Source organism: Kutzneria sp. NPDC051319 (genome assembly GCF_040682195.1).
GTDB lineage: Bacteria > Actinomycetota > Actinomycetes > Mycobacteriales > Pseudonocardiaceae > Kutzneria.
In genome coordinates this window covers 64,308-76,431 of record NZ_JBFBAM010000030.1, presented here as the reverse complement: position 1 = coordinate 76,431, position 12,124 = coordinate 64,308, and the positions used below count along the sequence as shown (strand labels likewise).

Sequence of the window (12,124 nt, the reverse complement as noted above, 5' to 3'; positions counted from 1 at the left end):
GGTGATGACCATGACGAAGCACACTCTCAGCGTTCTGGTCGAGAACAAGCCCGGTGTCCTCGCCCGTGTCGCCGGCCTGTTCTCCCGCCGTGGCTTCAACATCGAGTCGCTGGCGGTCGGTCCGACCGAGCATCCCGACATCTCCCGCATGACCATCGTCGTCGGCGTCGACGAGCTCCCCCTGGAGCAGGTCACCAAGCAGCTGAACAAGCTGGTGAACGTCATCAAGATCGTCGAGCTGGAGCCGACCACGGCCGTGCAGCGCGAGTTGCTGCTGGTCAAGGTCCGTGCCGACGCCACCGTGCGCAGCCAGGTGCTGGAGACGGTGCAGCTGTTCCGGGCCAAGGTGGTCGACGTCTCGCCCGAGGCGCTGACCATTGAGGCAACCGGAACGGGCGACAAGCTCGACGCCCTGCTGCGGATGTTGGAGCCCTACGGCCTGCGTGAGATGGTGCAGTCCGGCATGGTCGCCATCGGACGCGGCGCCCGCTCCATCACCGCGACCGCGGCCCGCTGAAAAATCCCGGAAGGAACACAAGGAAAGCCATGACTGTCGAGACCTTCTACGACGACGACGCCGACCTCGGCATCATCCAGGGCCGCAAGGTGGCCGTCATCGGCTACGGCAGCCAGGGCCACGCCCACGCGCTGAGCCTGCGCGATTCCGGTGTGGACGTTCGCATCGGCCTGCCGGAGGGCTCCAAGTCGCGGGCGAAGGCGGAGGAGGAGGGCCTGCGGGTGCTCACCCCCGCCGAGGCGTCCGCCGAGGCCGACCTGATCATGATCCTGGCTCCGGACACCAAGCAGCGCAAGATCTACGCCGACGACATCGCGCCCAACCTCAACGACGGCGACGCGATCTTCTTCGGGCACGGCTTCAACATCCGCTACGGCCTGATCACCCCGCCGGCAGGCGTGGACGTCGCGATGGTCGCCCCCAAGGGCCCCGGCCACCTCGTGCGCCGCCAGTTCGTGGACGGCAAGGGCGTGCCCTGCCTCATCGCCGTGGAGCAGGACGCCACCGGCAACGCGCAGGCGCTCGCCCTGTCCTACGCGAAGGGCATCGGCGGCTCGCGCGCCGGCGTCATCAAGACCACCTTCACCGAGGAGACCGAGACCGACCTGTTCGGTGAGCAGGCCGTGCTCTGCGGCGGCGCCTCCGCGCTGGTGCAGACCGGTTTCGAGGTGCTCACCGAGGCCGGCTACGCCCCGGAGATCGCCTACTTCGAGGTGCTGCACGAGCTGAAGCTGATCGTCGACCTCATGTACGAGGGCGGCATCGCCAAGATGCGCTACTCGATCTCCGACACCGCCGAGTACGGCGACCTGACCCGCGGCCCGCGCGTCATCACCGCGTCGGTCAAGCAGGAGATGCAGAAGATCCTGGGCGAGATCCAGGACGGCACCTTCGCGCGGGAGTGGGTGGCCGAGGACGAGGCCGGCCGTCCCAACTTCACCAAGCTGCAGGACGAGGGCGAGGCTCACCCGATCGAGCAGGTCGGCAAGAAGCTGCGCGGCCTCATGTCGTGGGTGGACCGTCCGATCACCGAGACGGCCTGATCTTTTTCTGGTTGCCGGAAACGGCCGTGGGGCAGCACGCCCCACGGCCGTTTCGTCTTATCGGCAGGGATCGGGGCGCACGATCGGGGCCAGCTGGCCGTTGATCGCGCCGCCGCTGTCGGTCAGCGAGTAGTAGTCGCCCTGGCCGGCCAGGTCCGGGTTCACCTGGTCGGTGTCGTAGGTCCACAGCAGCCAGCCCTGCGCGCCCCGGTCGACGTGACAGGTCTGGATCTGCCGGTCGCGCAGGTCGAAGGCGGCCGAGGTGATGTCGTTGCCGTACACGTCCTTGCGCGCGCCCAGCTCGCCGACGAGATACGGCTTGGCCATCGACTCCACGCCGGGCCGGCCCAGGTCGGAGCTGGCCAGGTCGCCCGCCGGCGTGTAGCCGGCGCCCCAGGGATAGGTGTGCATGTCGATGAAATCGATGGCACTCCAGTGCGCGATGGCCACCGGGTTGCCCGGTGACAGGGGCCGCGTGTTCGGATCGGCCATCAGGCCGTCGAATCCCGTCCGCCCGACCGCGTTGTTGGTGAACATGCCGATCGACACCAGGGCGTCCGGGTCGGCCGCGTGCACGCCCTGCACCGCCTGGTTGACGTACCAGACCAGGCTGGCGTCGGCGGCCTGCTGACGGTCCGCCGGCGCCGACATGTCGTAGGTGATCCCGTCCACGCCGACCACCGTGCCGGACATGGTCGCGAACGGCGCCTGATCGGTCTGCCAGAACACTTCGTTGTCGATCTCGTACGACAGGATGTCGGTCCGGTTCACGCCGAGCTCGCCCTCCAACGCGGCGGCGATGTTCGTCAGGTACGCCTTCTTGGCGGCGATCATGCCGCGATCCAGGTACCACGAGTTGGTGCCGCCGACGTTCGGATTGCGCGTCCCGCCGGCGATGTCCGCGTAGTGCCGGTTCATCGGCGCGTACTCGAACGTGGGCAGCACGTAGATGTGGTCGGCGGCAGCAGCGTCGATGAAGGCCGCCAGATTGTCCACATAGGCCTTGTTGAGCCACGGGGCGTCCGGCGACGGATCGGTGTCCAGCCCGTGGTCGAAGTTCCACGTGCCGGCGTCGACGAACACCCGAACCGTGTTGTAGCCGTCATGGCTCAACTGGTTCAGCATTCGCTGGGCGTCGGACGGCGAGTACCGCCCGGGTTCGAAGGTGGAGTGGAAGACGCCGTGGCCGTCATCGGCCAGGCGGATGTAGTTCGCGCCCCTGGGCGTGAACGTCGCGTTCGTCGTGGTGTCGTACAGGCGCGTGCCGTCGGACCGGATCCGGCTGGGACCGGCGTCGGCGGCGTGCGCGGGAGCGAGGCCCGTCAGGGTGCCGACCAGGAGCAGACCGGCCACCAGCGCTGTTCGCAGCATGGGAGCAGTGTGCCGTTACCCTGCCCGCATGAGCGACGAGGTTGCGCCCATCTACGACGACAAGAAGCAGGTCCGGGGCAGCCTCGACCTGACCGGGGCGCAGTGGCAGCGGGGTGACGGGGACGACGGCGACGGGGACCACGTGGAGGTCGCGGCGGTGCCGCACACCGACGGCGTGACGTACATGGTGATGCGTAATTCGGCGCAGCCGGACGGCCCCGTTCTGGTGTTCACTCCCGCAGAGTGGGACGCCTTCGTCAAGGGCGCGCGCGACGGCGAGTTCGATGAGCCCTGGTAGTTACGGGGAAGTTAACATCACCCCTTCCATCGGGGCGGCCAACTCGTAGGATGCGACGAGGTCCAGCACAACGGGGTGCCGGTGGGCCGTCCGTGAAGTCGCGCGCCGAAACCTGGAGCTGTGTCGTGACCAATGCCAGTCGTCCCGTCGTTCTGATCGCCGAGAAGCTCGCACCGTCCGTCATCGAGGTGTTCGGGGACGAGGTGGAGATCCGCCACGTCGACGGCACCGACCGGCCCGCCCTGCTGTCCGCCGTCGCCGACGCGGACGCGCTGCTGGTCCGGTCGGCCACCCAGGTGGACGCCGAGGTGTTCGCGGCCACGAGCAAGCTCAAGGTGGTCGCCCGCGCCGGCGTCGGCCTGGACAACGTGGAGGTGCCGGCCGCCACCAAGCACGGTGTGCTGGTGGTCAACGCGCCCACGTCCAACATCACCTCGGCCGCCGAGCACGCGGTGGGCCTGCTGCTGGCGGTCGCCCGCCGCATCCCGGAGGCCTCGACCAGCCTGCGTGGCGGCGCCTGGAAGCGCAGCTCGTTCTCGGGCGTGGAGCTGTCGGGCAAGACCGTCGGCGTCGTCGGCCTCGGCAAGATCGGCCAGCTGTTCGCGGCCCGCCTGGCGGCCTTCAACACCACGCTGATCGCCTACGACCCGTACGTCGCGCCGGCCCGCGCCGCGCAGCTGGGCATCGAGCTGGTCACCCTGGACGAGCTGCTGGAGCGGGCCGACGCCATCTCCATCCACCTGCCGAAGACCCCGGAGACCAAGGGCCTGATCGGCAAGGAGGCGCTCGCCCGCACCAAGAAGGGCGTCATCATCGTCAACGCCGCCCGCGGCGGCCTGGTCGACGAGACGGCCCTGGCGGAGTCCATTCGGGACGGTCACGTCGGCGGCGCCGGCATCGACGTCTTCGAGACCGAGCCGACCACGGCTTCACCGCTGTTCGAGCTGCCGAACGTCGTCGTGACGCCGCACCTGGGTGCCTCGACGGCCGAGGCCCAGGACCGCGCCGGCACCGACGTGGCCCGCTCGGTGCGGCTGGCCCTGCGCGGCGACTTCGTGCCGGACGCGGTGAACGTGGCCAGCGGCGGCGTCGTCAACGACGAGGTCCGCCCGTACCTGCCGCTGACCCAGAAGCTCGGCGTGGTGCTGTCGGCCCTGGCCGGCAAGGCCCCGGCTTCGGTCACCGTCACCGTCCGCGGCGAACTGTCCAACGAGGATGTCTCGGTGCTGCCGCTGGCCGCGCTGCGCGGCGTGTTCTCCGGCATCGTCGACGAGCAGGTCACGTTCGTGAACGCGCCGGCGCTGGCCGAGACCCTCGGCGTGGCGGTGGACCTGGTCAAGGAGCCCGAGAGCGCGAACCACCGCAGCCTGGTCACCGTGAGCGCCGCGCTGCCAGACGGCACCGCGCTGCGCGTCTCGGGCACGCTGTCCGGCTTGGACGCCATCGAGAAGCTGGTGGAGGTCAACGGCCGCGGCTTCGACCTGCGCGCCGCCGGCGACCTGGTGCTGCTGGAGTACCCCGACCGGCCCGGCGTCATGGGCACCGTCGGCACCCTGCTCGGCGAAGCCGGCGTCAACATCGAGGCCGCGCAGATCTCGCAGACCAAGGACGGCTCCGACGCCGTCATGCTGATCCGCGCCGACCGTGCGGTCGACGCCGGCGTGCTGGAGCCGATCGGCGCCGCCGTGGGCGCGCACACCGTGCGGTCCATCTCGCTGATCTGACCCGTTTGTCCGGAAGGGGACCTTCCCAGCGGTCGTCGCCGGGGAGGTCCCCTTCACCGCATGTTGGGGCCGGTCAGGGGCCCGATGTCACCCGTACGGGTGGTGATTGCGCCATCCGGGTGTCCCGCACTTCGGGAGAGATCACCCCAGAAGCGTGTCCGGACTCCGATTAGTGGGGGAAGTACGGGTAGCCTCACGCAAGAGATGGATGGTCCCGAGCATGGGGACCGTACTCCGGGAGGTGTGTGGATGCGGCTCGCTGTGATCCCAGGTGACGGGATCGGGCCCGAGGTTATTGCCGAGGCGCTGAAGGTGCTCGGCGAGGTGGTTCCGACGGCGGAGATCACCCGGTACGACCTCGGTGCGGCGAGGTGGCACGCCACCGGGGAGCTGCTGCCGGAGTCGGTGCTCGGTGAACTGCGCCAGCACGATGCCATTCTGCTCGGCGCGGTCGGCGACCCGTCGGTGCCCAGCGGCATTCTGGAGCGGGGGCTGCTGCTGCGGCTGCGCTTCGAGCTCGACCATCACGTGAACCTGAGGCCGGCTCGGCTGTACCCGGGCGTGCGCAGCCCGCTCGCCGACCCGTCCGACATCGACATGGTCGTGGTGCGAGAAGGCACCGAGGGCCTGTACGCCGGCAACGGTGGCCTGCTGCGCAAGGACACTCCGCACGAGATCGCCACCGAGGTCAGCATCAACACCTCGTTCGGCGTCGACCGTGTGGTCCGGGACGCCTTCGCCCGTGCGACGGCGCGCCCGCGCAAGCACCTGACCCTCGTGCACAAGACCAACGTGCTGACGCACGCCGGTTCGCTGTGGTCCCGGGTCGTGGAGGAGGTGTCGCTGCTGCACCCCGAGGTGACCGTCAGCTATCAGCACGTCGACTCCGCCACGATCCACATGGTGACCGACCCGGGTCGGTTCGACGTCATCGTGACGGACAACCTGTTCGGCGACATCCTCACCGACCTCGCGGCCGCCGTCACCGGCGGCATCGGCCTGGCGGCCAGCGGCAACCTCGACGTGACCCGCCGCAATCCCAGCATGTTCGAGCCGGTGCACGGCAGCGCGCCCGACATCGCCGGCCAGGGCATCGCCGACCCCACCGCCGCCGTGCTCTCGGTCGCGCTGATGCTCGACCACCTCGGCGAGCACGAGTCCGCGCGGCGCATCGAGGCCTCCGTCGCCTTCGATCTCGCCACCCGCGACCACGCCTCGCCCGGCGCCACCTACGCCATCGGCGACCGCCTCGCGGCCCTGGTGTCGTCCAACACCCGCACCACCGCCTGACCTTCAGGCTCTGTCTCGTGTGCCCCGGCTCCAAGGAGCCGGGGCACACGTGTTTTCGCGAGTCCCGCTGTGGGGACGCCATGAAACCGGTTCATGACGTCCCCACAGCGGGACTCGCGGGGTTAGGGGGAGCCGGTGATGAGGTGGTGGAGGGTGTCGGCGGCCTCCTGGGCGAAGGCGGCGTCGTCGCAGACGATGTGGGGGACGTCGTAGGCGGAGGTGGGGTTGGTGGAGATGACACCGGCCAGGAAGCCGCTGTCCACAAGGGACGGCAGGGGGCGGCTGTCGGGGACGACCACGACGGCGTAGCCCCAGTGTTCGAGGCGGGGCCGGGTGGCGGAGACGGTGGTGGCCACGAGCGGCCGGGTGTGGCGGGTGGGGTTGTGCCGGCCGGCGTGGTAGCTGCGGGCCATGCCGGTGATGGCGGCGGCGGCGTTGTCGAGGATGCGCTCGGAGACCTGGTCGATGCCGACGATGTCGACGACGGAGTGCATGGTGGTGACGTCGGTGACGCCGCCGTGGGTGTGGTGGTCGCGGGCGGTGACGAGCAGCTTGGGCACGCCGATCGGCAACGCCCGCAGGGCGGCGAAGGCGGGCGAGCCGCCGGTGGGCCCGCCCACGGCTAAAACACCGTGCAGGCGGCCCTGTTCGTGCAGCTTGACGAGCACATCGGCGGCCCCCGCCCCGTCGAGAGCGACCGGCTCGCAGCCCCCGACGCGGACGCGGTCCATCAACCAGGCGTACTCGGCGCCTTCGGCGTTCGGCGCGCCCAGCAGGACGACTGTGACCACGCAGCCTTCTCCCTTCGACGAAGGCGGCTACCGGATAGGCTGCTCCTTCGAACGAAATTGGACCAGTCCAATTTTGGCCAGGTGGACCGGTCATGGGCTGTCTCGGTGAAATTTCCCGAATGGTGGGATATTTCGTCCGATGCTTGGTCATCGCCGGGCGGGTGTGGCAGCATGCGGGTGTGGCTCTCCACACCGTGATCATCATTTCGCAGCGCGCCGGGTAGTGCCCCCGCAGGCACCCGGCGCGCAGACCTCTTGCATTCGCAGGGGGTCTTTTTGCTTTTCTGGGCCACGTCAGCCACCCCCTCGCGAGGAGTAGACCGTTGAGCAGGACAACCCCGGCCGGCACGCCACTGGGCGACGGCTTCCACGTCTTCGACACCACCCTGCGGGACGGCGCCCAGCGCGAGGGCATCACCTACTCCGTGACGGACAAGCTGGCGGTGGCCCGTCTGCTCGACGGCATCGGCGTCGGCTTCATCGAGGGCGGCTGGCCGGGCGCCCTGCCCAAGGACACGGAGTTCTTCGCCCGTGCGGCGGCCGGCGAGCTGGAGTTGCAGCACGCGGCGCTGGTGGCCTTCGGCTCGACGCGCAAGGCCGGCGTGAAGGTCGAGGACGACAAGCAGGTGCAGGCCCTGCTGGACTCGAAGGCCCCGGTCGTCACCCTGGTCGCCAAGTCCGACCGCCGGCACATCGAGCGCGCGCTGCGCACCGACGTCGACGAGAACTGCGCCATGGTCCGCGACACGGTCCGGTACCTGGTGGCCAACGGCCGCCGTGTGTTCCTCGACGCGGAGCACTTCTTCGACGGCTACGCCTACGACCCGGAGTGCGCGCTGCGTGTGTTGCAGGCGGCCGGCGAGGCGGGGGCCGACGTGGTGGTGCTGTGCGACACCAACGGCGGCCAGCTGCCGGTGCAGCTCGGGCAGACCGTCACCGAGGTGATGGCCCGCACCGGCCTGCGCGTCGGCATCCACTGCCAGGACGACACGTCCTGCGCGGTGGCCAACACCATCGCGGCGGTCCAGGCCGGCGCGACCCACGTCCAGTGCACGGCCAACGGCTACGGGGAGCGGGCCGGCAACGCCGACCTGTTCGCCGTCATCGGGAACCTCGTGACCAAGCTCGGGATGCCGGTGGTACCCGCCGACTCCGTCGCCGAGCTGACCCGCGTGTCCCATGCCCTCGCCGAGATCGCGAACATCGCCCCCGACACCCACCAGGCCTATGTCGGGGCGTCGGCCTTCGCCCACAAGGCGGGGCTGCACGCGAGCGCGATCAAGGTGGATCCGGATCTCTACAACCACATCGATCCGGCCACCGTCGGCAACGGCATGCGGGTCCTGGTCACCGAGATGGCCGGCCGGGCGAGTCTTGAGCTCAAGGGACGAGAGCTCGGGCTCGACCTGGCCGGCCGGCCCGACGCCGTCGGCAACGCGGTGCGGAAGGTGAAGGAGCTGGAGGCCAAGGGCTGGTCCTTCGAGGCGGCCGACGCCTCGCTGGAACTGCTGCTGCGCAACGAGCTGTCCGAAGTGGACGAGCCTCCGTTCACTTTGGAGTCCTACCGCGTTCTCCTTGACCACCAACAGGACGGCACGATCATGTCCGAGGCCACGGTCAAGGTGCACGTCGGCGGCGAACGTGTGATCGCCACCGCCGAAGGCACCGGCCCCGTGCACGCCCTGGACGCCGCGCTGCGCCAGGCGCTGCGGCCCCATCTGTCCTGGATGGACAGTGTCGAGCTGGCCGACTACAAGGTGCGCATCCTGACCGACCATCCCGGCACCGACGCCGTCACCCGCGTGCTGGTGGAGTCCACCGACGGCGAGCACGAGTGGACCACGGTGGGTGTGCACGACAACATCGTCGAGGCCAGCTGGCTCGCCCTGTGCGACGCACTGGCCCACAAGGCGATGCGAGTGCGGCAACTGGCCTGACATCTCACGTGAGTGGCTCATTTGCGCTGGAAATGGCACATGAGCCACTCACGTGTGTCAGGAATGCCACATGAGTGGCTCACTTGACCGCTGCGGGCACGTCGGGGGTCGGTCGGACTAGGCTCGATCCCGTGCGCTTCGCTCGGATCTCTCACTCAGAAGGGGCTTCCTTCGTCGCCATCGGCGGCGAGCCGGACAGCCTGATCGCTGCGGAACTGTCGACCTCGGTGTTCGAGGACCCGAAGTTCACGGGGCGGACCTGGCCGCTGGCCTCGGTCCAGCTGCTGGCCCCGATCCGCCCGTCCAAGGTGGTGTGCATCGGCAAGAACTACGCCGACCACGCCCGCGAGATGGGCGGGGAGCCGCCGGCCGACCCGGTCATCTTCATCAAGCCGTCGACCTCGGTGATCGGCCCGGACGCGGCCATCGAGGTGCCGGCCGGGCTGGGCCGGGTGGACTACGAGGGCGAGCTGGCGATCGTGATCGGCGGCCTGCCGGTACGCCGGCTCAAGGCCGAGAACGCCGGCTCGGCCATCCTGGGCTACACCATCGCCAACGATGTCACGGCCCGCGAGCAGCAGAAAGCCGACGGCCAGTGGACGCGCGGCAAGGGCCATGACACGTTCTGCCCGCTGGGGCCGTGGATCGAGACCAACCTCGACCCGTCGGGCCTCGACCTGCGTACGGAGCTGGACGGCGAGCTCAAGCAGGACGGCAATACCAGCGACCTGCTGCACGGCGTGGGCGAGATCCTGGAGTGGATCACGGCCGGCATGACGCTGCTGCCGGGCGACGTGGTGCTGACCGGAACGCCGGCCGGGGTCGGCCCGATGACCGCGGGACAGACGGTCTCGGTGTCCGTCGAGGGGATCGGCACACTCACCAACAAGGTCGTGTCCGTCTAGTCGCCTTGGCCCATGATCGAAGGGCCGGTCGGCGCAACTTCGCGCCGGCCGGCCCTTCGACGGCTTCCGCTGCTGAACCATGGCGTGCTATTCCGCGTTGAGCCGATTGCGAAACCAGTGAGGTCAGCAATCCGGCTCGGACCGGTTGGCCGCGGCGCAGCGGAGGTGATCGCATGGTGGTCCCTGACCCCGCAAGGGTGCTGCTGGTCGACGCCTCTCAGCTGATCACCGAGGGTCTGCGCGTCTGTCTGCAGCGCACCCAGCGCTTCCGGGTGGTGGGGGTGGCCCACACCTCGTCCGAGGCGCTGCGCTGCCTGCGCGGGCTGCTCGTCGACCTCGTCGTGACGGATCTGTCGGTGCCGGGCGCTGGTGCGCTGCGCACTGTGCGCGACGTGCGGGCCCAGCGGCCGTCGGCGACCACCGTGGTGGTCAGCGAGATGGACAGCCCGGAGTGGGCCAAGGCGGCGCTGAACCAGGGCGCCGCCGCCTACCTGCTCAAGACGACGCCCCTGCGGGAACTGCTGTCGGTGTTCAGCGAGGTGCTGGCCGGCGCGACGCACGTGCTCGATCCCCGGCTGGGCGGGCAGGTGCAGATGTCCACCGACCTGCCGCCGCACGCCGTGCTGCCGCAGCTGTCGGCCCGCGAGTTCGACGTGCTGGCCGAGATGATCAAGGGCCTGGACAACCAGACCATCGCGCACCACCTGTTCATCAGCACGGACACCGTGAAGACCCACGTGAAGGCCATTCTGCGCAAACTGGGCGCCAAGGACCGGGCACAGGTCGTGGCTATGGTCCTCAGTGGACGGGTGCCGCGTTGAATGGCGCCGCCTCCGGCGTCGCGGCTCGGCCCCTCGTGACCCCTGCCTCGCCCTTGCCGGATTTTTCGAGGCCCGCATCGGCTCGGTGGCGGGGCACCGTGGGTGGCGGACCTCGAAAAATCCGGCAACCGGGCGAAGCAGGGGCGGGGCCTCGCTTTTCCACGTGACGGCGTCCCCACTCAACGCCGGGCGAAATCGGGGGCGTGTTCGGGGCGGAAGCCGATGGCCACCAGATAGGCCGGAATCAGGCCGAGCTTCGGGAAGCGGTTCAGCAGTCGCAATGCGAGCGGGGTTCGCTTACTCAGATCGATACGGCCGCTCAACGCGGGACCGACAGCGTTGTCATGCATCAGTCGCTGCATGCCCTGCGTGATGGTGGTGGCCGGCCCGCGACGGCGCTGCACCTTGGCCAGATCAGCGGTCGTGACGGTCCCTCGGCGCAGCGGCGCGGCCAGGATCCGCGCGGTGGCAACGGCATCCTGCACGGCCAGGTTGATGCCGACGCCGCCGACCGGTGACATGGCGTGCGCGGCGTCGCCGATGCACAGCAGACCGTCGCTGTACCACTTGGTCAGCCGGTCCAGTTTCACGTCCAGCAGCTTGGCGTCGTCCAGCGACTTGATCTCGTCCACACGGTCGGCCAGCCACGGCAGGACGCCGGCGAGGCTGTCCCGGAACGACTGCAGGCCGGCTTCGCGCCAGCGCGCGTCCGAGCCCTTCTCGATCAGGAAGGCCAGCTGGAAGTAGTCGCCGCGGTCGATGTAGACGACCATGCGCCCTTCGCCGATCATGCCGCCGATGCCCACCGGGTCGCCCTCGTGCCGCGGCACCCGCAGCCACCAGCAGTCCATCGGCACCCGCCAGCTGCGGATACCCAGCCCCAACGCGCTGCGCAGGATCGAGCGCCGCCCGTCGCAGGCGACGGTGAGGTCGGCCTGGATCTCACCGGTCTCGCCGTCCTTCGTGCGGTACGTGATGCCGGTGACGCGGCCGTCCTTCGTGGTCAGACCGGTCGCCTCGGTGTTCATGCGCAGGCGGAAAGTCGGCTCGGCCGCCGCCGCGTCGGCGACCATGTCGAGGAAGTCCCACTGCGGCACCATCGCGATGTGCTTGTGCGGGCCGGGCAGCCGGCTCATGTCGATCAGCGCGGTGCTGGTCGGGCCGACCGGCAGCCCCAGCTGGGTCAGCAGCCGGTGCGGGACCTTGGCGAACTTCTCGGCCAGGCCCAGCTCGTCCAGCAGCCGCAGCGTCGAGGCGTGCACCGTGTCGCCGCGGAAGTCCCGCAGGAAATCGCCGTGCTTCTCGAGCACGGTCACGTCCACGCCCGCCCTGGCCAGCAGCAGTCCCAGCATCATCCCGGCCGGGCCGCCGCCCACCACGCAGCACGTCGTGCGTTCCATCGCCATCCCTCTTTTCAACGCCTGTTG

The 12,124-nt window shown here is 69.5% G+C and carries 11 protein-coding genes; 8 read left to right on the top strand and 3 right to left on the bottom strand.

Going from position 1 to position 12,124, the window contains the following annotated elements; genetic code table 11:
* The first annotated feature begins 10 nt into the window (after positions 1-10).
* Both ilvN and ilvC read left to right on the top strand, forming a co-directional pair.
* Positions 11-517 carry an acetolactate synthase small subunit gene (gene ilvN, locus AB0M73_RS27255; protein WP_043731535.1) on the top strand — a complete coding sequence of 169 codons (507 nt, stop codon included), beginning with the start codon at positions 11-13 and terminating at the stop codon, positions 515-517.
* A 29-nt stretch (positions 518-546) separates the two neighbouring features.
* Complete coding sequence (gene ilvC / locus AB0M73_RS27250; protein WP_043722663.1) at positions 547-1,560, top strand: ketol-acid reductoisomerase; 1,014 nt, start codon at positions 547-549, stop codon at positions 1,558-1,560.
* 57 nt (positions 1,561-1,617) lie between these two features.
* Here the strand turns inward: ilvC and AB0M73_RS27245 are convergent, their stop codons facing one another.
* Positions 1,618-2,931: a hypothetical protein gene (locus AB0M73_RS27245; RefSeq protein ID WP_363895834.1), complete on the bottom strand. Its 1,314-nt coding sequence runs from the start codon at positions 2,929-2,931 to the stop codon at positions 1,618-1,620.
* Positions 2,932-2,959: 28 nt separating this feature from the next.
* Here AB0M73_RS27245 and AB0M73_RS27240 point away from each other — a divergent pair, with 28 nt between their 5' ends.
* From AB0M73_RS27240 to AB0M73_RS27230, 3 genes are all read left to right on the top strand, one after another.
* Positions 2,960-3,229: a DUF397 domain-containing protein gene (locus tag AB0M73_RS27240; RefSeq protein WP_363895831.1), complete on the top strand. Its 270-nt coding sequence runs from the start codon at positions 2,960-2,962 to the stop codon at positions 3,227-3,229.
* Positions 3,230-3,354: 125 nt separating this feature from the next.
* Entirely contained in the window at positions 3,355-4,953 is a 1,599-nt protein-coding gene (gene serA, locus AB0M73_RS27235) for a phosphoglycerate dehydrogenase (protein ID WP_363895829.1), read from the top strand.
* Between the two features lie 249 nt (positions 4,954-5,202).
* Positions 5,203-6,243: a 3-isopropylmalate dehydrogenase gene (locus tag AB0M73_RS27230; protein WP_363895826.1), complete on the top strand. Its 1,041-nt coding sequence runs from the start codon at positions 5,203-5,205 to the stop codon at positions 6,241-6,243.
* Between the two features lie 122 nt (positions 6,244-6,365).
* Here AB0M73_RS27230 and AB0M73_RS27225 read toward each other — a convergent pair whose 3' ends face one another.
* Positions 6,366-7,034 (bottom strand): Tm-1-like ATP-binding domain-containing protein, encoded by a 669-nt coding sequence (locus tag AB0M73_RS27225; RefSeq protein ID WP_363895823.1) that lies wholly within the window; start codon positions 7,032-7,034, stop codon positions 6,366-6,368.
* A gap of 323 nt (positions 7,035-7,357) precedes the next feature.
* Between AB0M73_RS27225 and cimA the strand changes: the two genes are divergently transcribed.
* The 3 genes from cimA (at position 7,358) to AB0M73_RS27210 (ending at position 10,697) form a co-directional block, all read left to right on the top strand.
* Positions 7,358-8,971 (top strand): citramalate synthase, encoded by a 1,614-nt coding sequence (gene cimA / locus AB0M73_RS27220; protein ID WP_363895820.1) that lies wholly within the window; start codon positions 7,358-7,360, stop codon positions 8,969-8,971.
* A 131-nt stretch (positions 8,972-9,102) separates the two neighbouring features.
* Entirely contained in the window at positions 9,103-9,876 is a 774-nt protein-coding gene (locus AB0M73_RS27215) for a fumarylacetoacetate hydrolase family protein (protein WP_043722675.1), read from the top strand.
* 173 nt (positions 9,877-10,049) lie between these two features.
* On the top strand, positions 10,050-10,697 hold the full coding sequence (locus AB0M73_RS27210) for a response regulator transcription factor (RefSeq protein WP_084580083.1): 648 nt from the start codon (positions 10,050-10,052) through the stop codon (positions 10,695-10,697).
* 179 nt (positions 10,698-10,876) lie between these two features.
* On the opposite strand, the gene AB0M73_RS27205 is transcribed toward AB0M73_RS27210, so the two are convergent.
* Positions 10,877-12,097: an FAD-dependent oxidoreductase gene (locus AB0M73_RS27205; protein ID WP_043731544.1), complete on the bottom strand. Its 1,221-nt coding sequence runs from the start codon at positions 12,095-12,097 to the stop codon at positions 10,877-10,879.
* Positions 12,098-12,124: the final 27 nt, after the last annotated feature.